Genomic DNA, 25,733 nt, shown 5'->3' with positions numbered 1-25,733 from the left:
ACGTCCTTGGGGCAGGGTGCGGTCAGGCGGCGGACTGGTCGGATTCTTCGGCGTACCGCACTCCGGAGAGCACGCTCGCCACGGGGGTACTGGGGACGGCGGCCGCGCTCCGGGCGGCGGCCGGGGCCGCCCCACCGAACAGCGGCAGCGCGGCGGCGGTTCCGGCCACCTGCGCCTCGATGGAACGGTGGGCCGACCAGCGCTGCCGGGAGAGCCGGAACCGGTCGCTGACCACCTGTTCGCCGCGGACCGCGTTGATCTGGCTGCCGTCGCGCTCGAAGCCGAATTTGGCGCACACGCCCTGCGAGGCGTTGTTGCCGCGCCGCACGACGGAGAACGCCTGGTCGGCGCCGAGCCCGGTGAAGGCCAGCTCCAGGGCGGCCGCCCTGGCGTGTCCGCCGAGGCCCTCGCCCTGCCGGCCCAGCGTCAGCCACGACGTCAGCAGTACCTCCCGGGTGACGCCGAAGTCCCGGGCACCCAGGCTCTGCGAGCCGACCACCTCACCGTCGGCGACCACGACCAGGTAGAGCGTCCAGTCCTCGGGGGTCCAGGTGGCCATGGCGTGCCAGTGGCGCCGCAGGACGCGGCGGGCGACGACTTCGGGGGCGCCGTCGGTCCACTGCGAGAAGAACGGCATGAAGTCGGGGGCGTGCACCCCCTCGGTCGCCCGGTCCGCGAGCGCGTCGAGATCCTCGGGCGTGGGCCAGCGCAGCTCGATGCGCGATGTGCGCACGCTGATCCCGGTGAGCGGCCAGTTTTTCATGATGGGCAGCACCTCGCTTGCTCCTATGCTTCGTACGCTTCGTATCGGAGTCCGGCCGGCCCGGACCGTCACACGGAGGCCGTGGCCGATTCGGCGGCGGCCTCGTGCGGGGCGGCGACGGGACCCGGTGCGGACGGCGCGGTCGTTGCGGGGACGTCCGCCGCTTCGGCCGCCGTCTCCTGCGGCGCCGGCAGGTCCACCCCCAGGCCCAGCACCGTGCGCAGCCGTACGGCGACGGCGGCGACCGCCAGACAGCCGGCCAGCAGCGCCGCCATCAGGCCGAGGCCGTCCGCCCACGGCAGCAGGGCACCGGCGAGCGCCGGCCCGGCCACTGAGCCGGTCGACACGGCGACCGAGAGCAGGGCGTTGACCCGGCCCCTGATGTGCTCGGCCGCCAGGTCGTTCAGCAGCGACGTCACCACCGGGAAGATGAGCGCCTCGCCCACCGAGAGCAGCACCACCCCGGCCATGGCCAGAGCCAGCGCGCTGCCGCCGTGCCGCAGCCCCGCGGCCAGGACCAGCGCCCAGGCCACGGTCCACACCGCGCCGGAGACGGCGAACACCGTGCTGCGGCGGATGCGCTGAATCCGGTCGGCCAGCAGCACCTGGGCGCCCACCGCGACCAGGATGTTGACCGCGAAGGCACCGGAGATGCCCTCGGGTCCGAGCGCCCCGCCCTGCGTCAGATAGCCCGGCAGACCCGAGCGGAACTGTCCGTACGAGACCAGCGAGCAGATCGCCAGCGCGCCCAGCAGCAAACCGATATGACGTTGAGTCAGCACTTCGCGGTAGCCGGCCCTGCGCTTGCCGGCGGCGCCTTCCTCGTCCTTCCCTGCCGTCTTGACCACCTTCGGCAGCAGCCAGAACAGCGCCGCGCCGGCCAGCAGGAACGTGGCCCCGTCCGTCAGGTAGAGCACGCTGAACCGGATCGCGCGCGACCCCGCCTCCATGGACGCCACCAGACCGCCGACGAGGACCCCGAGCCCGGTCATGGCGTTGAACACCGCGTAGTCGGCGGAGTAGGCCAGGCTCCGTTCCCGCGCGGAGGAGGCCCCCGCGTACAGGTAGCGCAGCACCGTGCCGACGCCGCTGATTCCGAAGCCGTACACCAGGGCCGCGGTCAGCGCGGTGTACACACCCGTCGCCTGCGCGTACAGCGCCGTGCCGATGCCCGCGACGGCCATCACCACAGGCACCGTGGTGCGCGGCGGGAACCGGTCGAGCAGCGAGCCCCACAGCAGCCCGCCGACGACGGCCGTGGCCGCCTGCACCGCGAGCGTCACGGCGGGCACCCAGGCGGGCAGACCGCGCACCTCGCTGAGGTAGATCCACAGGAACGGCAGCACCAGGCCGCCGCCGAACGAGTTGAGCGCGTTGACGGAGAGGACGACACGGGTGCGCGGGGAGAACTCCCGCAGCGTCGCGAGGGGACCGGCCATCACCGGGCCTCCAGTACGTACAGCCACGAGTGCGGGGTGCCGAACGGCACGACGCGCCGCGGAACCAGACCGGCTCCGGCGAACAGCTCCTCGTACGTCTCCTTGGTGTGCAGCGGTACGCCCATGAGCGCGTGGGCCAGCTCGTAACCGAGGGAGAAGACGGGCAGCGCCGGCGAGTCCTCCGAGTCCGGCCGCAGCATCGTGTCCGCGAAGACGAAGGTGCGGGCCGCCGGGAACGCCTCACGCAGCCGCGTGAAGGTGTGCGGCCGGGTCACGGGGTCTGCCAGCAGGTCGTGCAGCAGGAAGAAGCTCATCACCGTGTCGACCTCGGCGAGGGTCTCGCGGTGCGCGGCCCGGTGGCACACGTCCAGCACGTCCGTCCGGATCGCCCGGACCCGGTCGGCCAGTCCCGCCTCGGCGATCGTGCGGTGGCCCAGTTCGGTGGCCGGACCGCTGATGTCCAGACCCAGTCCCCGGGTGCCGGGGCGCTCGCCGACCACCCGCGAGACCCGCGCGGAGATGCCGCTGCCGAGGTCGGCCAGGACGGAGAAGTCCACATCGGCCAGGACCGAGTCGAGGGTGCCGGCCATGAAGGAGCGGTCGTTCTGACCGGAGCCGAGCGCCACCATCGCCTCGTCGCGCAGCACGTCCGTGCCGAACTCGGCCTCGCCGGCCACGATGCGGTGGGCCTGCGCGAACACCTCGTTGTAACCGCCGACGCCCCAGGTGAAGTACCCGCGCATGCGGATGACCTCCTGGCCGGCGGTGGTCAGCAGCGCGGTGTGGCCGTCGTTCTGGAGCCGGAGCCAGCCACAGGTCGCCGCGGCCCGGACCACCTCGCGCAGCTCCCGCTCGCGGACGGCGGGGCCGGTCTCGGCGGCGAGGACGCGCAGGTCGAGCAGCGGATCGGTGGCCAGCCGGTCCCAGACCCCGAGCCGGTCGAGGGCGTTGATGACGGTGCCTGCGACATAGCCGTTGAAGGCCTGGTCCACGCCGATCGGCGCGGGCGCGGCCCCGGCCCAGTCGGCTGGAACGGGTACCGCGGCGGTGAGCTCCTGGGCGGTGTTCATAGCGGTTCCTCTCGTGAGTACGAGTACGAGTACGGGACGGGTACGGGAACGGGGGTTCAGGGATCAGGCGTGCGCGGCGGCGGCCGGCCGGAGCGGTGTCCCGGCGAGTTCGCACCATTCGGCGAGCAGCCCGTCGGCGGTCGGGGAACCGGCCACCGGGGCGTAGACGGCCAGCGCCACCGCCCAGCCGTCACCCGCCGGGGCGAGCACACAGCGGATCAGCGGGACGTCCGCCGCGGCGAACGTGTTCTGCGCGGCGGCGGCCCGCACGCGGTCGGCCGGCCCCGCACCGCTGTCCGGGGCGAGCACCGTCACCGGCACCGGCCGGCCGCTGACGCGGGCGAACCAGCGGCCGCCGGACCGGGTGAAGACGGTGCGCAGGTCCGGGTGACGGTCCTGGAGCGCGGCCAGTGCGGCCTCGGCGGCCGGGGCGCCCGGCACCGCGCCGGGCAGCACGGCCGTCGCGCACAGGGTGTGCTCGGCCGCGCTGCCCGAGCGCACCAGGTCGTGAAAGAGCCAGCGCTGCTCGTGCGGGGTCAGCGGGCGCAGCCCGGGCGGGACCGTCGCGGTGACGGAGCCGGAGCGCTGGAAGGGGTACCCGGGCAGCCGCACCCGGCGCCCGCCGCGCCCCAGCGTGCAGTCCACGTCGAAGCCCCGCTCCCACAGCGCGGCGAAGACCCGCGCGCAGGAGGCCGGATCGAGGGGGTCGAGGCACAGGACACCCGCTTCGGCGGCACCGGCACCCAACCGGACCACCAGCACCTCCCCTTCAGGAGTCTCCGCCCGCGGGACCCCGGAGGCTGTCGCCGCCGCCCGCAGCGCGTCCGGGAGGGACAGCTCCCCGCGCAGCGCCGACGCGGCGGCCGCCGCCGGCCCCCGGCCGACAACCAGGTCCGGACGCACCCCGTGCGCGGCCAGCCAGGACGCCGTGCCGTACAGCACCGCCGCCGTTTCGGCGGCCTGCCCCAGACCGAGGTCCCCGGCGGTGGCGGACGCCTCGACGGCCTGCGCCAGCGGAGGTGTGGCGGGCAGAGCCGACCCGTCACCGAGGTCGAGGACCAGGAGGGGCACCGGGGCCGTGCGGCGCGGGCGCGCCGCCGACTCCCGCAGCGCGTGGGCCAGTGCGGCGACGGTCGTCCCGGTCACCGCGTGCCGGACGGCGAACCGCTCCCGCCCGTGCGCGAGGGTGAGTGCCACGTCGTCCAGGTCCAGTGACGGGTCTGCCGCCAGCCGGTCCGCGAGCCGGACGGCCGCCGCCGCCGCGGTCCGCTCGTCCCGGGCGGATACCCCCAGTACCCGCGGCGCTTGTGGTCCTGCCGGAAACGTTGTCTCCATCGCGGTGCTCACACCCTTTCCCGTACGTGTTCCTGCACGACCACATGGGCGTTCGTGCCACCGACCCCGAACGAGCTCACCCCCGCCGTGCGCGGGCGTCCGGCCGGGGTGTCCCAGGCCCGTCCCTCCATCAGCAGGGCGAACCGGCCGCCCTGCCCGGAGAGTTCGTCGATCGGTTCGCCTACATGGGGCGTCGCGGGGAGCACCCCGTGGTGCACGGCGAGCACCGCCTTGATGAGCCCGGCGATCCCCGCGGCCGTGTTGCAGTGCCCGATGGACGCCTTCACGGACCCGACGGCCACCGGCGGGCCCGAGGTGCCCAGCGCCGCGCCGAGCGCGGTGGCCTCGATCGCGTCGCCGAGCCGGGTTCCGGTCCCGTGGGCCTCCACGTAGCCGATGTCGGCCCCGGTGACCCCGGCGGCGGCGACGGCCCGGCGGATCACCCGGGCCTGCCCCTCGATCCCGGGGGCCGAGTAGCCGACGCGCTCGCGGCCGTCGTTGTTGACCGCACTGCCCCGGATCACCGCGTGGATCGGGTCGCCGTCCCGCTCGGCGTCGGAGAGCCGGCGCAGCAGCAGCGCCCCCGCCCCGAACCCGCCGACGGTGCCCGTGGCCCGCCGGTCGAAGGGGCGGCACATCCCGTCGTCGGCGTACAGCAGACCGGGCCGGTGGATGTACGAACCGTCGAAGTCGCCGTCGAGCGAGACCGATCCGGCCAGCGCGTAGTCGCTTTCGTGGCGCAGCAGCGCGCGGGCGGCCAGATGCACGGCGTACAGCCCGGTGGAGCATGCGGTGTCGAGCAGCAGTGCCTCGCCCCACAGGTCGTGCAGATAGGCGAAGCGGGACGCCACGAACGTCGGGTCGACGCTGACCACGTCGTCGACGCGGGCCTCGCCGTCGGTCTGTGCGAGCCGGGGGCAGCCCGCGTACAGGCTGGTGCGGTGCGCGATGTCGGACAGCCGAAGCGAGGCGTCCTCGACGGCTGCCCACAGCACCTCGTGCAGCACACCGTGCTGGGGGTCCCCCGATTCGACGTCGTCGGCGGTGAGCCCGAGCAGTCCGGCGTCGTACCCCGGGCCGTCGGCGAGCATCCCCCAGCGGGCCACGCGGCGGGTGCCGTCGCCGCGGTCGGTCACCAGCGGGCCGGGGCCCTCGGTGAAGCAGTCGCGGCCCGCCACCAGGTTGTCCCAGTAGGCCGCCAGGTCGGGGGCGCCGGCGAACCTGGCGCCCATCCCGATCACGGCGATCGCGTCGTCCTCCTGGCGGACCGCCGCACGCGGGGCCCGTACCGGCTCGGTGCGCTCCTCGTCGGCGCTCGCGCCGCCGATGAGCCGGGCCTGTGAGCGGACGCTCGTGAACCGCATCAGATCGGAGACGGACGGGGCCGTGCCGGTGGTCTCCAGCAATGCGTCCTGGAGCTTGACCAGCAGCAGCGAATGACCGCCCGCGTCGAAGAAGTTGGTCTCCCGGTCGAAGACGCGGCCCGGCAGCACCCTGCGCCACGCCTTCAGCACCGCACCGGTGACACCTCCCGCCGGTTCCTCCCGCGGAGCGGCCGGACCAGGGGCCACGGACTCCGCGACCGGCGACGGCGTCGTCGCGTCCGGTGGTGCGGGCAGCCGCTTGCGGTCGATCTTGCCGTTCGGGGTCAGCGGCAGCTCATCGAGTGCCAGCAGATGCGAGGGCACGGCGAACCGGGGCAGCACGGCGCGCAGATGGCCGCGTACGCTCTCCAGCGCCGACGGGCGGCCCAGGACCGCGTAACCGACGATCTCCTTCTCCCCGGCGTCGTTGATCCGGGTCGTGACGAACGCCCCCCGCACCTGCGGGTGTGCGCGCAGAGCCGCCTCGACCTCGCCCAGCTCGACCCGCTGACTGCGGATCTTGACCTGGTTGTCGGCGCGGCCGATGAATTCCAGCTGCCCGTCGGCGGCCCACCGCACCCGGTCCCCGGTGCGGTACAGCCGCGCCCCCGGCTCGCCGCCGAAGGGGTCGGGCACGAAACGCTCCGCGGTGCGGCGCGGATCACCGAGATAGCCCCGGGCCACGCCCGCGCCGCCGAGCACCAGCTCACCGGGCACGTACACCGGCGCGGGGATCAGCGTGCCCTCCAGGACCACATGGAGCCGGGTGTCCGGCACCGCACGGCCGATCGGCACGGTACGCGCGCCCTGCGGCACCTCCTCGATGGGGTGCCAGGAAGAGGTGAAGGAGTTCTCCGTCGGCCCGTAGCTGTGCAGCAGAGTGCCCGGACGCGCCCAGCGCAGGGCCTTGCGGATGTGCGGTACGGAGATGATCTCGCCGCCGAAGTAGACGCGGCGCAGCGACTGGAGCAGGTCGGGGGTGTCCTCGATCAGCCGGTTCAGCAGCGGAGTGGTGACCAGCAGCGTGGTCACCCCGTGCGCGCGGACCGCGGTGCGCAGCTCACGTGGGCTGAGGACGAGTTCCTTGTCGAGCACGACCAGCTTCGCACCGTGGGTCAGCGCGCCCCAGATCTCGTACGTCGCCCCGTCGAAGTTCAGGGGGGACAGGTGCGAGACGGTGTCGTCGGGGCCCAGCGGCACGAATTCGGGGCGGTGCATCATCCGCAGCACCCCGCCGTGCGGCAGCACGACCCCCTTCGGGCGGCCGGTGGAGCCGGAGGTGTACAGCACGTTGAACGCCGTCTCGGGCCCGGCCGAGGTGGCCGGCGCCGACACCGGCAACGGCCTGGCCGCTGCCCGGATCGCCTCCGGGGTGTGCACGGGCAGCCCGGTGACCCGGTGCTCCTCGCCCTGCTCGGCGATCAGGAGCCGGGGGCGGGCGTCGCGGACCACCAGCTCCAGCTGGGCGTCGGGGTAGGCGGGGTCCAGCGGCAGGTACGCCGCCCCGGCCAGCCCCACCGCGAGCATGGCGGTGACGGTGGCCGGGCCCGGACGCAGCAGGAGCGCCACGACATCGTCGGTGCGCACCCCCTCGATGCGCAGCCAGTGCGCCATCCGCACGGCGTCCCGCACCAGTTCGCCGTAGCTCAGCCGGGTCCCGTTGTGCACGACGGCGGGAGCGTCGGGGGCGCGGCGCGCCTGCTCCAGCACCAGGTCCGGCACGGTGGCCGCGGTCACCGGGGCGCTCGGCGCGGCGCCCGGGTCACCGGCGCCGGGCGCCGCCGCGAGGGAGGTCAGCAGTTCGCGGCAGGTGATGCCCGGCCGGGACGCCACCGCCAGCATCCGGTCGATCTGTTCCGCCATCAGCTCGGCCGTGGCGGGCGCGTACAGGTCCTGGTCGTAGTCGATGCGCAGAACGAGCCGGTCCGGGGCCTCCACGGCCGCGAACGCCAGGTCGTACTTGGCCGCCGCGCTCTCCGGATGCAGCAGCCGCACCTCGGCACCCGGCACCTGCCAGACCGATGCGGGCTGCGGCTGGTGCAAGAAGACCGCCGAGTGGACGGGGGCGCTGCCGGGAGGCAGGTCGCCCGACTTCGCGTGGGCCTCCATGGAGGCGAGGACCTGCTCGCCGAGCGCGGCCGCGTAGTCCGCGAAGGGGCGGCCCGCCTCGTGCACGGAACGGACGGGCAGGACACGGGTGAACAGGCCGACGGCATCGTCCGGGCCGGGCTCGTACCGCCCGGCGAACGGCATGCCGAGCACACCGTCGTCCTCACCGGACCAGGCGTGCAGCAGCAGGCTCCACACCGCGAGCAGGACCATCGCCGGGCTGACACCCTCGCGGGCGGCGAGCGAGCGCACCCCGGCGAGCCTGCCGCCGTCCAGCTCGCGCTCGGTCCAGCCCGCCGGGCCGCGCATCGCGTCCTCGGCCCGCAACCGGTCGGGCAGCGGGGCCAGCCGCGCGGGCTCGCCGTCCAGCAGCGTCGTCCAGTACGGGTCGGGGGCCGTGGCCACCGGATGCGGCTCGGGCACGGGCACCGGCACGAAGCGGGGGTCCTGGCCCGCGTGCCGGGCCCGGTAGGCGGTGATCAGGTCCTCGGCGAGCACCTCGGTGGACCGGCCGTCCGCCACCAGGTGATGCACCGTCACCGTGACCAGGGTCCCGTCGTCGGACCGGAGCGCCTCCACCCGCAGCAGCGGCGCGGTGCCCGGGTCCAGCGGGCGGGCCGCGGCCCGGGCGGCGTCGGCGAGCGCCGCGTCACGGTCGTACCCGCCGGGACGCACGGCTATGTGCAGCGGCACCGCGACACCGGGCACCGCGATGTGGCGCAGCGTGCCCCGTACCGTTTCGAACCGTCCGGCCGGCGCGGGGTGGCGCTCCAGCACATCGGCCAGGGCCGCGCGCAGCGCCCGCTCGTCGAGGTCGCCGCGGAACTCCAGGCAGACGGGGATGTTGTAACGGCCGGACTCCGGCTCGCAGCGGTCGGCCAGCCAGATCTCCAGCTGTGCGGAGGATGCCGCGCTCACGCCCCGGCCCCCGCACGGGTCCCGAGGTCGTCGCTGACCGGGAGGGCCCCGGCGAGGAAGGCGGCCAGCTCGGACACGGTCGGGTGCGCGAAGAGCTGGCGTACCGTCAGGGACGTCCCCAGTTCCTGCTTGAGCGTGCGCACGATCCGCACCGCGCACATCGAGTGACCGCCGACCACGAAGAAGTTCTCGTCGTCGTGGAAGTCGTCGTGGCCCAGGCTCTCGGCCCAGGCCGTGCGCACCAGCAACGCCAGCTCGCTCGTCGTGTCGCCGGGGGGAAGCGCCGATGTCATGGGGAGACTCCTTACGTGGTCAGGACGCCGCGTCAGCGGGGACGGGAGGGACGAAACGGCGGTAGGTGGCATCCACGGCGTCCCAGAGCTGGGGGAAGAGGGTGCGCTCGGACATTCGGACGAGGCTGACGGTGGACTCCCCGCGCAGACTCGTGGGCAGCGCGGGGCAGCTCCCGCCGGCCACGGTGTGCGGCTCGGCCTCGGGATGCCCGCCCAACTGGCCCCACACCATGCGCAGATGGAGCTGCTTCCAGTTCGCGACGGTCCCGTCCAGCCGGATCAGGCCCTGCCGCACCAGCGCCAGATCGGCCGCGATCCGCTCGCCGCCGGCCGGCGCCGTGAGCCTGCCCTGCGCCGTGATCAGGTCCTCCGAGGTGAGACCGGCGCGCTCCAGCGCCCGGGTGAAGGCCCGCCACAGGGGCTGCGCCGCGCGGCGCAGATTGCGCGCCCCGGGGGAGTCCAGCCCCGTGGTGTTCTCGGGGAAGGTGTCACGCATGGTGAGCAGGGCGGTCTGCGGCAGGAATTCCACCAGGGTTTCCAGCGCCTGCACCGGTATGCGGCCCAGCGAGGCGGCACGCTCCAGCACCTGCGTGGCCAGCAGCGGGTCGCCGTCGTCCAGCAGGCTCACCGCACGGCCCATCTCGAAGTGCATCGCGGCCCAGGCGTACTCGGTGATCAGGTGCACGGACTGGAACAGCCGCTGGTCGGGGTGGACGAGCTGGTCCTCCGGGAGGAGGGCGGACAGCGCCGTGGTGAGCCGGGTGTCCTGCTCGTAGTTGCTGCCCCGGTCGTACTCGTAGACGAGCTGTGGATCTGCGGCATCCGGGTTCAGTGCGCGGCGGGCGGTACCCGGCCGTCCGGTCGTGGCTCTCTTGCTCATGAGCTTCGGTGTCCTCAGGTTCGCTGATCGTGGTCAGCCGGCGGCCGGCTGCTGTTCCATGGCGGGGAACAGCCGCTGGGAGATCACCGACGCCAGATAGGGCACGCCCTCCGTGGAGCCGGTGCCGCTCCTGGTGCCGATCATCCGTACGGCCAGCCGGTAGTGGGTCTGCTTCCACCGCTGGTGCACCCCCTCCAGTTGCAGGGCGGCGGCCCGCAGGACCGCGGCGTCCGGCTCCGGGAGCCAGCCGCTGGAGATCACGTTCTCCCAGGTGCCCTGGACGGTCTCCCGTCCGGCCAGCACATCGCTGCGCACGTCAGGAACCGAGAGGAACGCGAACGAGTCCAGCCTCGCTCGAGCCGGGGTGGAGCAGTACGACTCGAAGGTCTTGTAGCCCTCGGACTGGATGGCGCTCGCGCCCTCGGTGAACTGCCGGAACACCTGGAACGACTCGGGCTGCATGGTGGCGAGCAACGAGAACAGCGGCAGCGACTCGCGCAGTACGTCGGTGACCGCGGCGACCAACGCGGCGGCTTCGCCCGGCTGTTCGCCGCGCAGGGTGCGCACCGCCTCGTCCAGCGTGGCCGACATGAAGGCGAAGGTGGTCTCGAAGGACTGGAGCACGCGCAGGAACAGGTACTCGTCGTGCAGGACGTACACGGGCTGGAGGCTGGTGCGCAGCATCAGCCGGTCCCCGGCGGTGGCGGTGGCCAGCACGGCGTCCGCGAGCTCCCCGGCCGGAGTGCGGCCCGGTGTCGCGGCGACGACGACGGGGTCGACGGCCCCGTCCAGCACCCGCAGCGCGGCCGGTTCCATGACCCTGGTCGCGAGCCGCAGCCGCTTGTTCAGGAGCAGAGCGCCCGGGAGCATGCCCTGCGGGTTCCGGGGGGTGCCTTCCAGTGCGTTGCGTTCGAAGCCGATCAGGTCGGCGAGCAGCATCAGCACCGTGCGGTCGCGGTGCCGGCGCAGCACCTCCCAGCCCGACCGGCCGTCGGGCGCGCCCCGCCGCAGCAGCGCCAGCGCGGTGTAGCTGGGGTAGTCGTAAAGGTCGTCGAACTTGTCCAGGAGGACGTCGAGGAAGGGCCCGACGAAGGTGTCGGGGACGCCTTCGCCGCCGGAGGACGCCTCGGTGAACACGGTGCGGCACTTGGCGAGCAGCGTCAGGAGCTCCTCGTCGAGAAAGTGCTTGCCCACGGCACGCAGCCGGTCGATGACGCCGTCGTACGGGAAGTCCCCGGCCCCTCCCGAACGGCACCAGTCCGAGAGTTCGTGCGACAGCGGTATGTCGGTTTCTTCCATCTCGATTCTCCTTGGGCCCCGGCGATGGATGATTCGAGGCTCGCTGGAGGCCCTGGAAGAACGCTCAAGTTTCGCTCCACACCGGTGCCGGTGCAGCCGCCGGCACCGGACGCAACGGGCTGTCGGCGCACCTGGTCACGCTCCGTCCCGGTGGAGGGTGAAGGCAGGGCAAGCGGTGCGCAGGCCGCGTCAAATCGACCTCTTCGGCCCTGTGTTCAAGAAGCGCATGACGGCTGCTAGAGCTCTGACGGAACGAGGTTGACCTCCTTCCCGGCGAATGTCGAAGATTAAGCCGCCCAATCGGATGACATCGCTATGGAAGGTCCCATGAGCCTGCCCGAACATTGGTGGAGCAAAAGTCAGAGTTACGTCTCCGAGATTCTTTCGCTGCTCGCAGCTGCACCGGATCGGGAGGCCGCCCATTGGCGTGGTAAGCACTTCTCCGGAAGTGATCTGATTCGCTCCGTCACTGAAATTTTCCTTGCGCTGCGCAAGAGCGGAGTGGGCAAGGGGGATATGGTCGCGATTCTGGTCGCACCCAACAGCCCTGAGATGCTCACCGCGCGGTACGCGACGCATCTGCTCGGCGGCGCCGTGTCCTATCTGCGAACGACGAACCCCGGTACCAGGGCGACGGTCCTTCCGCTGGATCACCAGATCCAGATCCTGCGCGAGACCGAAGCCGTGACCATATACGCCGATGCCGAAGGCGCGGAGCGCGCGGCGGAGCTCGCCGACGGCAGCGGGATCGCCGTGACACGGCTCCCGCACGCGGCGCACGACGAGGCCGGCCGGCCCGATGCCGCCGGTGTCCCGGACGCCGTGTCGTGGGATCCGAGCGCGCCGGCCTTCATCGGCTTCACCAGCGGCAGCACGGGACGGCCCAAGGGCATCCGGCTGTCGGGCGGTGCGTGGGAAGCCACCCTGAGCGCCTGGATGGAGCTCGGCCGTGAGGCCGACTGCGCGACGATCCTGGTGTCCACCCCACTGAGCCACGGCGTCGCGCCGTTGGCGGACGCGGTCCTCGCGCTGGGCGGAGCGCTGTATCTCCACGAGACCTTCGACGCCGGGAAGTTCGTGGCCGCCGTCTCGGAGTCGAAGGAGGTCACGTGGACGTTCATGGCGTCGAACCACGTGTTCCAGCTCATCGACCACCTGGTCGAGCGGGGAATCCGCGACCCCGAGGCCGTGGCAGCCGCAGGCCTGTCCTCGCTGAAGCGGATTGTCTACGGCGGCAGTCCCGCGGCACCCGCACGAATCGCCCAGGCCTTCCGAATCTTCGGCCCGGTCCTGTGGCAGGGGTATGCCGCGACCGAATGCGGTCGAATCACGACCCTGACACCTCCGGAGCACGGCGACCCGGACCTTACGGCAACCGTCGGGCGGCCCTTCCCGTATGTGGAGATCGCCGTCCGCAACCCGGATACGGGTGAGACGCTGGGCGCCGGCGAAAGCGGTGAGGTGCACGTCCGGTCTCCTCAGATGATGGACGGCTATCACGGGGACCCGGAACTCACGGCGCGAGTCCTTCGTGACGGCTGGTACTCCACCGGAGACATCGGATTCATCGACGAGCGAGGCTATCTGACGCTCATGGGCCGGGTGGCCCATGTCATCAAGGTGGGTGGCGTCAAGGTGCACCCCATCGTTCTCGAAGCGGAAATTCTCTCCCACCCGGGCGTCCGGCACGCCGCCGTCTACAGCATCCGGGACGAGGACGGAAGCGAGCACATACACGCCGCGATCGAATGCGATCCGGCTGAGGTGGTCGAGGTGGAGGACATCCGCTCGGCAATTACCGAGGCGCTGTCCCCGATTCACGTGCCCGAGAAGATACACGTCTTGAGCGTGCTGCCGATGAACAGCAACGGCAAGCCCGACAAGGAGCTCCTCAAGTCGCAGTGTTCCTAAGGGCTGTCCCGCAATCCCTGGCGGACGCACGACGACAGTTACGGCACCTCGCCGCGTTGTCGAAATGCCCGAATGCATCCAGCATTTCGGGCGCTGCTCCACCTTGCGATGCACCGCATCTGACGCCGTGCGCTGATCCACCAGGGATAACGGGACAGCCCTTAGTGCCATCCGGGCACTGGCGGCCTCGTGTACAGACCAGTCCCATCGCTACGTCGAGAAGGCGAGTAAATGAACGTTCACCTGGCGTCCTATCTGAGTGGCAAAACCGCTGGCGACCTTGCTGAAAGCAAGCGCGAGTTCCTGGAGATCGGCCGTCGTTCCGGTCACTACCCCATGGCCTCTGCCCGGCGTGACGGGGTGGATTCGGAAGTAAATGTGTGGTGCAGCAACGACTACCTGGGCATGGGGCAGAACCGGCAGGTCATCGAGGCGATGCAGGCCGCGATAGAGACCCATGGCGCAGGCTCCGGAGGGTCCCGGAACATCGGCGGCACCAACCACCACCACGTCCGTCTGGAGAAGGAACTGGCGGATCTGCACGGCAAGGAGGCCGCGCTCCTCTTCACCTCGGGCTACACCGCCAACGAAGGCGCCCTCACCGTGCTGGCGGGGATGCCGGAGGACACCGTCGTGTTCTCCGACGCGAAGAACCACGCCTCGATCATCGACGGACTGAGGCACAGCGGCGCGCAGAAGCACGTCTTCCGGCACAACGACCTCGCCCACCTGGAAGAACTGATCGCGGCGGCTCCAGCCGCCTGCCCGAAGTTCATCGTCGTGGAATCGGTCTACTCCATGTCGGGCAACGTCGCGCCGCTCGCGGAGATCGCCGACATCGCCGACAAGTACGGGGCCACGACCTTCATCGACGAGGTCCACGCGGTCGGCATGTACGGCCCGCAGGGCGCCGGAATCGCCGCGCGGGAGGGCATCGCGGATCGCTTCACGGTCGTGATGGGCACCTTGGCCAAGGGGTTCGGAACGGTCGGCGGCTACATCGCGGGACCGGCGGCCCTCGTGGACGCGGTGCGGACCTACGCGCGCTCGTTCGTCTTCACCACCTCGCTGCCGCCGGCGGTCGCGGCCGCCGCGCTGGCGTCGGTTCAGTATCTGCGCTCCTCCGACGTCGAGCGCAAGCTCCTCTCGGAGAACGCGCAGCTTCTGCACAGCCTGCTGATCGACGCCGACATCCCGTTCGTCTCGACGGACTCCCACATCGTCGCGGCCTTCGTCGGTGACGACGAGCTGTGCAAGCGGGCGTCCCAGCTGCTGTTCGACCGGCACGGGATCTACGTCCAGTCCATCAACGCCCCCAGCGTGCCCGCGGGTGAGGAGATCCTGCGGATCGCCCCGTCCGCCGTGCACAACCAGGACGACGTCGAGAACTTCGCCCAGGCCCTCCGGGGAATCTGGCAGGAGCTGGACATCCCGACCGCGAGCGCCCGGGACTGGTTCGCGTCCGAGCTCTGTGGCGGCGGCATCCGCACCGGCGCGAAAGCCGGAGCGCTGGTCTAAATGACCATGTCAGTTGTCGGCGTACTGGCCGGCACGGCGGAGCGCCGGCCCGAACACCCGGCCGTGGTCCACGAGTCCGAGCACTTCACGTACGGATGGCTGTGGGACCAGGCCCGCCGCTACGCCGCGGTGCTGCGTGACAACGGGGTACGGCCGGGGGACCGGGTGGCCATGCTGCTGCCCGACACCCCGCAGTTCCCCGTCGTGTACTTCGGCGTGCTCGCGGCCGGTGCCGTCGTGGTCCCGCTGAGCGTCATGGCGACGGCGGCGGAGACCGGTCACGTACTGACCGATGCCGACGCCCGTTTCCTGGTGTGCGCCGCCTCCTTGCTCGACCGGGCGAGCCGGGCGGCGGAGCGGCGCGGCACGTTGCTCCTCACCGTCGGTCCGGGCCCCTCGGGCACGGTCGACCTGGAGCACACGGCGCAGGGCACGGCGCCGATCGGCGAAGCCGTCGTGCCGGAACCCGACGAGGTCGCGGTCGTGTTCTACACATCCGGTACGACGGGTGAGCCGAAAGGCGTGATGCTCACCCACCGCAACATCCTGTACAACGTCGAGCGGATGGTCACCACTCCGTATGCGTTCCGGGGTGATGACGTCCTGCTCGGGTGCCTGCCGCTGGCGCACGGATTCGGGCAGATCTGCGGCATGCTGACCGGCTTCCGTGCCGGCATCTCCCTCGTCATGATGCCGAAGTTCTCCGGCCGGGAGGCCCTCGCGCTGATGACGGAACACCGGTGCACGGTGTTCATGGGCGTGCCGACCATGTACTCCAAGCTGCTCGACGCGGTGGCTCAGGGAAGCCGGGTCCCTCGGCTCGACCGCGTGTACAGCGGGGGATCGGCGCTTCCCGTCAAGACCCTGGAGGCTGTCCGGAGCACGTTCGAATGCCCTGTGTACGAGGGCTACGGAATGACCGAGACCTCCTGCAGCGTCGCCTACCACTACCCCGGTCTGACGTTCCGCCCCGGCACGGTCGGTGTTCCCATCACCGGCATCACCGTCGGCACGGCGCGACCGAACGCCGACGGGATCGAGCTTCTGCCCGTCGGTGAGGTGGGCGAGATCGTGGTGCGCGGCCCGAACGTCATGGCCGGATATCTCGGCCGCCCGGACCTCACCGCCGAGGCGGTGACGGACGGCTGGTTCCGCACCGGCGATCTCGGCAGGCTGGACGGTGACGGCTACCTCTCGGTCGTGGGCCGCAAGAAGGACCTCATTCTGCGCGGCGGCTACAACGTCTATCCGCGCGAGATCGAGGAGATCCTCGTCGGGCATCCGGCCGTGGCACAGGTCGCGGTCATCGGTGTTCCGCACCCTGTGCTCGGTGAGGAGGTCTGGGCGATTGTCGTGCCTGCCCGGACTGCGGACGGCACCCCCGGATCGGGCGAGGAGATCATCGAATGGGCCCGGCAGCGTCTCGCCGCATATAAGTACCCCCGGCGGGTCGAATTCCTCGACGCTCTCCCGCTGGGAACCAGTGGAAAGGTTCTCAAGAGAACGCTCGTGGAGAAATACGAGAAACATTCTCCGCAGGCAGTGGCATAAATTGGCGTAGCACCCGCAGCACGGCTGCGGGTGCTACCCCTCCGTTCAAGCATCGAACGCAACAATAGGGGGCAGCTCCACCATGGCTGAATTCCAAGCGGACCCGGCGATATCGACAGAGGCTATCGCCATCGTCGGTATGTCCTGCCGACTGCCACACGCGGAGAACCCCGCTCAGCTGTGGCAACTGCTGAGCGACGGCCGCAGTGCCATCGGCGCGCCTCCCGCAGGGCGCCCCGAGCTGCCCTCCCGCCCGGGCGGCTACCTGGAGGACGTCAGCGGATTCGACGCCGGTTTCTTCGGCATCGGTCCGCGCGAGGCGTCGTCGATGGATCCGCAGCAGCGGCTGATGCTCGAACTCGCCTGGGAGGCCCTGGAGGACGCCAGGATCCGCCCGTCCGATCTCGCCGAGAGCCGGACCGGCGTCTTCGTCGGGGTCATCGCCGACGATTACGCCGCCCTCACCCACCAGCACGGCATCGACGGCATCACCCGTCACACCCTGACCGGACTCAACCGGGGCGTCATCGCCAACCGGATCTCCTACACCCTGGGGCTGCACGGGCCGAGTGCGGCCGTGGACACCGGCCAGTCCTCCTCGCTGGTCGCTGTGCACCAGGCAGCCGAGAGCCTGCGCCGGGGCGAGTCCGCCATGGCCATCGCCGGCGGCGTCAACCTCAACCTGGTGCCGGACAGCACCATCGGCGCGGAGCGGTTCGGCGCGCTCTCACCGGACGGCCGCAGCTTCACCTTCGACGCGAGGGCGAACGGATACGTACGCGGTGAGGGCGGCGCCTTCGTGGTGCTCAAGCCCCTGCACGCCGCCGTGGCGGACGGCGACCCGGTCTACTGCGTGCTGCACGGCAGCGCGATGAACAACGACGGCACGACCGAGGGTCTCACCGTGCCCAGTCCGGCCGGCCAGCAGGACGTCCTGCGGCAGGCGTACGCGCGTGCCGAGGTGCCCGCCGACGAGGTCCAGTACGTCGAGCTGCACGGCACGGGCACCAAGGTGGGCGACCCGATCGAGGCGTCGGCACTGGGCGCGGTGCTCGGCGACGGCCGGGTGGACGGAGCCGACCTGCGGGTCGGATCGGTGAAGACCAACGTCGGACACCTCGAGGGTGCCGCCGGCATCGTCGGCCTGCTGAAGGCGGCGCTCTGCATCCGGCACCGCGAGCTCGTGCCGAGCCTGAACTTCGAAACCCCCAACCCGGACATTCCGCTCGACCGGTTGAAGCTCACCGTGCAGCGCGGCCGCGAGCCGTGGCCGCGCCCGGAGAAGCCGCTCTACGCGGGTGTCAGTTCGTTCGGCATGGGCGGTACGAACTGTCACGTCGTGCTCTCGGACTGGCGCACCGAACCGGCGGCCCGGGAAGAAACGCCCGACGCCGAGACCGACGCCGAGTCGGGCGGCCTCGGCCCGGTGCCGTGGGTGGTGTCGGGCAGGTCGGCCGAGGCCGTGGCGGGTCAGGCGGACCGGCTGGTGTCGTTCTTGGCGGATCGGCCGGAGCTGGATGTGGCGGCGGTGGGCCGTTCGCTGGCGGTGACGCGTTCTCGTTTCGGGCACCGCGCGGTGGTCGTGGGGGAGACGCGTGAGGAGTTGCTGGGCGCGGTCCGTGCGCTGGCGGGGGGCATGCCTGCGGCGGGTGTCGTCACGGGGCGTAGGGCGTCGGACGGTGGGCTGGCGTTTTTGTTCTCCGGGCAGGGCAGTCAGCGTGTGGGGATGGGCCGTGAGCTGTATGGGGTGGAGCCGGTGTTCGCGGCCGCGTTCGATGAGGTGGTCGCGGCGCTGGATGTTCATCTGGACCGTTCGCTTGCGGGGGTGATCGAGGGTGAGCCGGAGCTGCTCCAGCGCACGGTGTTCACTCAGCCGGCGTTGTTCGCGCTCGAGGTGGCGTTGTTCCGGCTGCTGTCTCATCGCGGGGTGAGGCCGGATTATCTGGTGGGTCATTCGGTGGGTGAGCTGGCGGCGGCTCATGTGGCGGGTGTGCTGTCGCTCGCGGATGCGGCGCGTCTGGTGTGTGCGCGGGCCCGTCTGATGGAGGGGGTCACCGAGGGCGGGGCGATGGTGGCTCTGAACGCGGATGAGGTGCGTGTCGCGGGTTGGCTCCAGGGCCGTTGCGATGTGGAGGTGGCGGGGGTCAACAGCCCTGCCGGCACGGTGATCTCGGGTGACGAGGCGGCTGTGCTCGACGTCCTGGAGCTGGCGCGTGCGCAGGGGGTGAAGGCGGCGCGGCTGAAGGTGAGCCATGCCTTCCACTCCGCGCACCTGGACGGGATGCTGGCGGAGCTCACCGAGGTCGCCCGCACTGTGACCCATGCGGCCCCCCGGATTCCGGTGGTGTCGAACGTGACGGGTGAGGTGGTCGAGGAGTTCACCGCGGAGTACTGGGCCCTTCAGGCCCGGTCGGCGGTGCGTTTCGCCGACGGCATCGCCACGCTGGCCGGTCTCGGGGTGACGGCGTTTGTGGAGCTGGGGCCCGATGGCACACTCGCCGGACTGACCGGGGAGTGCCTGGCCGACACCGACGGCATCGTCGCGGTGCCGCTGTTGCGCAAGGACCGTGGGGAGAAGCGTTCCCTCCTCGCCGCCCTGGGCACGGTGCACGCCCATGGCGTCGACGTGGACTGGGAGGGGTTCCTGCCGGGCTCCGGTCTGGTCGAGCTGCCGACCTACGCCTTCCAGCGTGAACGCTTCTGGCTGGACGGCTCTGTGAAGGACCCGGTCCGGGTCCCCGCCGGCGCGAGGGAGCAGAGCGGCCCGAAGCAGGTCGCGCCGCGAGGCGACACGCTGGAACTGGTGCGCGCACACGCGGCAGCGGTGCTCGGCCACGGATCGGCGCGCGACGTCGGGATCGACACGACCTTCAGGGAACTGGGCTTCGACTCCCTTTCGGCCGTCGAACTGCGGAACGCGCTGAACGCGGCCACCGGGCTCTCGCTGCCCTCCAGCCTCCTCTTCGACCACCCGACCCCGGCCGGACTCGCCGCACACCTCGACGGTCAGCTCCACGGCACGGACCGGAGCCAGGACCAGGACGACGACGCGTACGAGGCCCCCACCCCTGACGAGCCGATCGCGATCGTGGGCATGGCGTGCCGGCTGCCGGGCGGAGTCGCTTCTCCGCAGGACCTGTGGCGCCTGGTCAGCACCGAAGCCGACGCGGTCGGCGGCTTCCCGGACAACCGGGGCTGGGACCTCGATTCACTCTTCACCTCCGATCCGGCCGTACCCGGCAAGACGTACGCCACCCAGGGCGGCTTCCTGCACGATGCGGACCGGTTCGACGCCGCCTTCTTCGGCATCAGCCCCCGCGAGGCGGCGGCGATGGAACCCCAGCAGCGACTGCTCCTGGAGACGGCCTGGGAGGCCTTCGAACAGGCGGGCATGGACCCCGCAACGCTGCGCGGTACCCGTACCGGCGTGTACGTCGGCGCGACGGCCCAGGAGTACGGGCCCCGGCTGCACGAGCCGTCCGACGGACACGACGGCTACCTGCTGACGGGCAACACCGCCAGCGTGGCCTCGGGCCGCCTGTCCTACACCTTCGGCCTCGAAGGCCCGGCGGTGACGGTCGACACCGCCTGTTCGTCCTCGCTCGTCGCGCTTCACCTCGCCGCCCAGTCACTGCGCCGGGGCGAGTCCTCCGTGGCCCTCGCCGGCGGCGTGTCCGTCATGGCCACACCCGGCATGTTCGTGGAGTTCTCCCGGCAGCGCGGGCTGTCCCCGGACGGGCGCTGCAAGGCGTTCTCCTCGTCGGCGGACGGCACGGGCTGGGCCGAGGGCGTGGGGCTGCTGGTGCTGGAGCGGCTGTCGGACGCGGAGCGCAACGGGCACCACGTGCTTGCGGTGATCCGTGGCTCCGCCGTGAACCAGGACGGTGCGAGCAACGGCCTGACGGCGCCGAACGGGCCCTCGCAGGAGCGGGTCATCCGCGCCGCGCTCGCCGACGCCGGTCTGACGGCGTCCGAGGTGGACGCGGTCGAGGCGCACGGCACCGGCACCAAACTCGGCGACCCGATCGAGGCGCAGGCGCTGCTGGCCACCTACGGCCAGGACCGCGAGGAGCCGCTCCGCCTCGGCTCGCTGAAGTCGAACATCGGGCACACGCAGGCCGCGGCAGGTGTCGCGGGCGTGATCAAGATGGTCATGGCAATGCGCAACGGGGTGCTCCCCGCCACGCTGCACGTGGACGAGCCGACCTCGCACGTCACGTGGCCGGACGGCGCGGTCGAACTGCTGACACAGGCCCGCCAGTGGCCGGAGCTCGGCCGTCCGCGCCGGGCGGGCGTCTCGTCCTTCGGCATCAGCGGGACCAACGCCCACCTCATCGTCGAGCAGGCCGCCGAGGCCGTGCCCCCCGTGCAGGAGCCGCCGGTGGCGGGCCCGGTGCCGTGGGTGGTCTCGGCCAAGTCCGGGGCCGCGCTCTCAGAGCAGGCGGACCGGCTGGTGTCGTTCCTGGCGGACCGGCCGGAGCTGGATGTGGCGGCGGTGGGCCGTTCGCTGGCGGTGACGCGTTCTCGTTTCGGGCACCGCGCGGTGGTCGTGGGGGAGACGCGTGAGGAGTTGCTGGGCGCGGTCCGTGCCCTGGCCGGGGGCATGCCTGCGGCAGGTGTCGTCACGGGGCGTACGGCGCCGGACGGTGGGCTGGCGTTTCTGTTCTCCGGGCAGGGCAGTCAGCGTGTGGGGATGGGCCGTGAGCTGTATGGGGCGGAGCCGGTGTTCGCGGCCGCGTTCGATGAGGTGGTCGCGGCGCTGGATGTTCATCTGGACCGTTCGCTTGCGGGGGTGATCGAGGGTGAGCCGGAGCTGCTCCAGCGCACGGTGTTCACTCAGCCGGCGTTGTTCGCGCTCGAGGTGGCGTTGTTCCGGCTGCTGTCTCATCGCGGGGTGAGGCCGGATTATCTGGTGGGTCATTCGGTGGGTGAGCTGGCGGCGGCTCATGTGGCGGGTGTGCTGTCGCTCGCGGATGCGGCGCGTCTGGTGTGTGCGCGGGCCCGTCTGATGGAGGGGGTCACCGAGGGCGGGGCGATGGTGGCTCTGAACGCGGATGAGGTGCGTGTCGCGGGTTGGCTCCAGGGCCGTTGCGATGTGGAGGTGGCGGGGGTCAACAGCCCTGCCGGCACGGTGATCTCGGGTGACGAGGCGGCTGTGCTCGACGTCCTGGAGCTGGCGCGTGCGCAGGGGGTGAAGGCGGCGCGGCTGAAGGTGAGCCATGCCTTCCACTCCGCGCACCTGGACGGGATGCTGGCGGAGCTCACCGAGGTCGCCCGCACTGTGACCCATGCGGCCCCCCGGATTCCGGTGGTGTCGAACGTGACGGGTGAGGTGGTCGAGGAGTTCACCGCGGAGTACTGGGCCCTTCAGGCCCGGTCGGCGGTGCGTTTCGCCGACGGCATCGCCACGCTGGCCGGTCTCGGGGTGACGGCGTTTGTGGAGCTGGGGCCCGATGGCACACTCGCCGGACTGACCGGGGAGTGCCTGGCCGACACCGACGGCATCGTCGCGGTGCCGCTGTTGCGCAAGGACCGTGGGGAGAAGCGTTCCCTCCTCGCCGCCCTGGGCACGGTGCACGCCCATGGCGTCGACGTGGACTGGGAGGGGTTCCTGCCGGGCTCCGGTCTGGTCGAACTGCCGACCTACGCCTTCCAGCGTGAACGCTTCTGGCTGGACACGCCGCGTTCCGGTGACGCGGCGAGCCTGGGCCTGACGGCTGTGGACCATCCGATGCTGGCCGCAGCGATCACGGACCCCGACGGCGATGCGGTGCAGTTCTCGGCCTCGGTGTCGCTGTCCTCGCATCCGTGGCTGGCCGACCACTCGATCGGCGGGACGGTCCTGGTCCCCGGGACGGTGTTCCTGGAGCTCGCGGGCGCCGCGGCCGAGCACCTGGGGCACCCCACCGTCGAGGAACTCACCCTCCAGGCACCCCTGATCCTCGCCGAGCGGACGAGCGCCCAGCTGCGGCTGACCGTCGACCGGGCCGACGCGCGCGGCGACCGCCGGTTCACCGTGTACGCGCGCAGCGGCGACGAACAGTGGACCGGCCACGCGGCCGGCCTGCTCACTCCCGCCGCCCCCGCGCCGGGCGTCCCTCTGGACCAGTGGCCCCCCGCCGAAGCGACCCCCGTCCCCCTGGACGGTGTCTATGACCGCCTGGACAACCTGGGCTACGGCTACGGACCGGCCTTCCACGGCCTGCGCGCCGCCTGGCGCGCAGGCGACGACATCTACGCCGAGGTCGCCCTGCCCGAGCAGCTCCACACCGAAGCCGCGCGCTTCGGCGCGCATCCCGCGCTGCTCGACGCGGCCCTGCACCCGCTCGTCCTCGATGCCGCGGACCCGGCACAGGACGACAGCACGATCCGTCTGCCGTTCTCGTTCTCGGGCTTCGCACTCCACGCGGTCGGCGCCACGGTGCTGCGCGTGCGCTGGACCCGCACCGGCCAGGACACGGCCCGGCTCGCGCTGGCCGACGGCACCGGCGCCCCCGTCGCGGCGATCGAGTCCGTCGTCCTGCGGCCGATCGCCCGCGACCAGCTCGCCGCAGCCGTCACCGGCCCGGCCGTCGAGTCCCTGTACCAGATGGACTGGGACGCCGTCCCGGCGGCCGAACCGATCGCCGACCAGCGCTGGACGCGGCTCGGCGAGGCACCCCGCACCGGCCTCGCCGCGCTCGCCGCCGCCGTCGACGCGGGGGCCACCGCACCCGAATTCGTGGTGATCGACGAGAAGCAGCTCACCGCGGGCACCGCCGGAGACGACCTCGCCCGGACCCACGCCACGGCGGCGCGCGGTCTTCGAATGGTCCAGGACTGGCTCGCCGCCCCGCAGTTCGCGGACAGCCGTCTCGCCCTCGTCGTACCGGACGGCGCGCTGCACACGGCCCCGCTCGTGGGCCTGATCCGTACCGCCCAGTCCGAGCAGCCCGACCGCCTGGTCCTCGTCCACGCCGACGAGGACGGTGCGGAGCTGATCCCCGCCGCACTGGCGTCCGGCGAGCCCGAGGTCGCGGTGCGCGGCGGCGGGTTGTCCGTGCCGCGCCTGGCGCGCGCCGCGGGTACCGCAGGGACAGCGCAGGCCCTGGACCCGGAGGGCACGGTCCTGGTGACCGGCGCCCTGGGCACCTTGGGCCGCCTGGTGACGCGCCGGCTGGTGACGCATCACGGTGCGCGGCACCTGCTGCTGGTCTCGCGCCGGGGGGCCGATACGCCGGGCGCCGCCCAGTTCGTGGCGGAGCTGGCGGAGGCGGGCGCCCGCGCCCGGGTGGCGGCGTGCGACGTGTCGGACTTCGACGCGCTGGCGGGTCTGCTGGACGAGGCCGAGGCCGAGCGTCCGCTGACCGCCGTGGTACACACGGCGGGCGTCCTGGACGACGTGACGGTCGCCTCGCTGTCGGCCGGTCAGCTGGAGCGGGTGATGCGCCCGAAGGCGGACGCGGCCTGGAACCTCCACCGCCTCACCGAGTCCCGCACCCTCACCTCATTCGTCATGTTCTCGTCCATCGCCGGACTCATGGGCAACGCCGGCCAGGCCAACTACGCGGCCGCGAACACCTTCCTCGACGCCCTCGCGCAGCACCGCCACGCCCGGAACCTGCCTGCCACCTCCCTCGCGTGGAGCCTGTGGGACAGCGCCGACGGCATGGCAGGCAGCCTCGCGGACGCCGACGTCGCGCGCTGGAAGCGCAGCGGCATCGTCCCGCTGACCCCGGAACTGGGACTCGGCCTGTTCGACGCGGCGCTCGCCTCGGCAGAGCCGCTGCTGGTCCCCGCCGAACTCGACCTGGGCGCGCTGCGCGCCCGGGGCGAGGAGAACGCGCTGCCCGGACTGTTCACCGGCCTGGTCCGCGTCGGCCGCCGGCAGGCGGCAGGCACCGCGGGCAGCGCCGACTCCTCCTGGGGCCGGCGAATGAGCGATCTGCCCGCACCGGAGCGGGCGCAGGCCGTGCTCCAGACCGTACGGGAGACCGTCGGGCTGGTCCTCGGGTTCGGGGCCGACGCCGGCATCGACCCGGCCAAGGCGTTCAAGGAGACCGGCTTCGACTCCCTCACGGGTGTCGAACTGCGCAACCGGCTGAACTCGGTGACCGGGCTTCGGCTGCCCACCACCCTCGTGTTCGACCACCCGTCGCCCCAGGCGGTGGCGGACTTCCTGCTCGACCGGCTCGACGCGACCGCAACCTCCGCCGTCCCGTCGGTGACCGCCCACGCCCCGGGACTGGACGAGCCCATCGCCGTGGTCGGTATGGGCTGCCGCTACCCGGGCGGGGTCTCCTCGCCCGAGGACCTGTGGCGGCTCGTGGCAGAGGGCCGGGACGCGATCGGAGACTTCCCCTCGGACCGGGGCTGGGACGTGGAAGACCTCTTCGACCCGGACCCCGAGAAGACCGGAAAGTCGTACACCCGCAAGGGCGGTTTCCTCTACGACTCCGCGGAGTTCGACGCCGAGTTCTTCGGCCTGAGCCCGCGTGAGGCGATCGCGACCGACCCGCAGCAGCGGGTGCTGCTCGAGGTCGCGTGGGAGGCGCTGGAGCGGGCGGGGATCGACCCCGCCGCGCTGCGCGGCTCCTCGACGGGTGTCTACGCGGGCGTGATGTACAACGACTACGGATCGCGGCTGGCGAGCGCTCCGGAGGGCTTCGAGGGGCACCTGCTGACGGGCACCATCGCGAGCGTCCTGTCGGGCCGGGTGTCCTACACGTTCGGCTTCGAGGGGCCGGCGGTGACGCTGGACACGGCGTGCTCCTCGTCGCTGGTGGCGGTCCACCTGGCCGCTCAGGCGCTGCGCCAGGGGGAGTGCTCGATGGCACTCGCCGGCGGTGTCACCGTGATGTCCACGCCCACGACCTTCGTCGAGTTCTCGCGTCAGCGCGGTCTGTCGCCGGACGGGACCTGCAAGTCGTTCGCCGCCTCGGCGGACGGAACGGGCTGGGGCGAGGGCGCGGGCATGCTGGTGCTGGAACGCCTGTCCGACGCCGAGCGGCTCGGACACCGCATCCTCGGTGTGATCCGTGGTTCCGCGGTCAACCAGGACGGTGCGAGCAACGGCCTCACCGCCCCCAACGGCCCCTCCCAGGAACGCGTCATCCGCCAGGCCCTCGCCAACGCCCGCCTCGCCCCGCACGAGGTGGACGTGATCGAGGCGCACGGCACCGGGTCGAAGCCCGGTGTCGGAGCGACGCTCCCGACGACGAACGTGCGCGCCATGCTCGTGGGGCGGATGCCGGTGAGGTGGTAGAGCATCCCCTGGCTGTTCACGTCGTCCTCGTTGTCGGCC

At 71.9% G+C, this 25,733-nt stretch carries 12 protein-coding genes; 4 read left to right on the top strand and 8 right to left on the bottom strand.

Features of this window, described 5'->3' with window-relative positions; all coding sequences use genetic code 11:
* Positions 1-22: 22 nt before the first annotated feature.
* From E6R60_RS35415 to E6R60_RS35380, 8 genes are all read right to left on the bottom strand, one after another.
* Positions 23-763, bottom strand: coding sequence for a GNAT family N-acetyltransferase (locus tag E6R60_RS35415; RefSeq protein WP_168713743.1), 741 nt, complete (start codon positions 761-763; stop codon positions 23-25).
* Between the two features lie 68 nt (positions 764-831).
* Positions 832-2,202 (bottom strand): MFS transporter, encoded by a 1,371-nt coding sequence (locus tag E6R60_RS35410; protein ID WP_136330843.1) that lies wholly within the window; start codon positions 2,200-2,202, stop codon positions 832-834.
* Positions 2,202-3,272 (bottom strand): SAM-dependent methyltransferase, encoded by a 1,071-nt coding sequence (locus tag E6R60_RS35405; RefSeq protein ID WP_136330842.1) that lies wholly within the window; start codon positions 3,270-3,272, stop codon positions 2,202-2,204. Before E6R60_RS35405 ends, E6R60_RS35410 begins: the two co-directional genes overlap by 1 nt.
* A gap of 63 nt (positions 3,273-3,335) precedes the next feature.
* A complete protein-coding gene (locus E6R60_RS35400) occupies positions 3,336-4,607 on the bottom strand; it encodes a hypothetical protein (protein WP_136330841.1) in 1,272 nt (423 codons plus the stop codon).
* Positions 4,608-4,615: 8 nt separating this feature from the next.
* Positions 4,616-8,998: a non-ribosomal peptide synthetase gene (locus E6R60_RS35395; RefSeq protein WP_168713742.1), complete on the bottom strand. Its 4,383-nt coding sequence runs from the start codon at positions 8,996-8,998 to the stop codon at positions 4,616-4,618.
* Entirely contained in the window at positions 8,995-9,291 is a 297-nt protein-coding gene (locus tag E6R60_RS35390) for a phosphopantetheine-binding protein (RefSeq protein WP_168713741.1), read from the bottom strand. The genes E6R60_RS35395 and E6R60_RS35390 overlap by 4 nt, the downstream gene beginning before the upstream one ends.
* A gap of 19 nt (positions 9,292-9,310) precedes the next feature.
* The gene (locus E6R60_RS35385; protein WP_136330838.1) at positions 9,311-10,171 is read right to left on the bottom strand and encodes a hypothetical protein; all 861 of its coding nucleotides are present in this window, start codon (positions 10,169-10,171) and stop codon (positions 9,311-9,313) included.
* Between the two features lie 33 nt (positions 10,172-10,204).
* Positions 10,205-11,470, bottom strand: a complete 1,266-nt coding sequence (locus E6R60_RS35380; RefSeq protein ID WP_136330837.1) for a hypothetical protein — start codon at positions 11,468-11,470, stop codon at positions 10,205-10,207.
* A gap of 327 nt (positions 11,471-11,797) precedes the next feature.
* Between E6R60_RS35380 and E6R60_RS35375 the strand changes: the two genes are divergently transcribed.
* The 4 genes from E6R60_RS35375 (at position 11,798) to E6R60_RS35360 (ending at position 25,694) form a co-directional block, all read left to right on the top strand.
* Complete coding sequence (locus E6R60_RS35375) at positions 11,798-13,381, top strand: fatty acid--CoA ligase family protein (protein ID WP_136330836.1); 1,584 nt, start codon at positions 11,798-11,800, stop codon at positions 13,379-13,381.
* Positions 13,382-13,612: 231 nt separating this feature from the next.
* Entirely contained in the window at positions 13,613-14,899 is a 1,287-nt protein-coding gene (gene hemA, locus E6R60_RS35370) for a 5-aminolevulinate synthase (RefSeq protein ID WP_136330835.1), read from the top strand.
* Positions 14,900-16,450, top strand: a complete 1,551-nt coding sequence (locus E6R60_RS35365) for a long-chain fatty acid--CoA ligase (protein WP_136330834.1) — start codon at positions 14,900-14,902, stop codon at positions 16,448-16,450.
* 82 nt (positions 16,451-16,532) lie between these two features.
* Entirely contained in the window at positions 16,533-25,694 is a 9,162-nt protein-coding gene (locus E6R60_RS35360) for a type I polyketide synthase (RefSeq protein ID WP_136330833.1), read from the top strand.
* Positions 25,695-25,733: the final 39 nt, after the last annotated feature.

Origin of the sequence: Streptomyces sp. A0642, assembly GCF_004795105.1 — a bacterium.
Lineage (GTDB): Bacteria > Actinomycetota > Actinomycetes > Streptomycetales > Streptomycetaceae > Streptomyces.
Note: the sequence above shows the minus strand (reverse complement) of the source record. Positions and strands in the feature narration are given on the sequence as shown.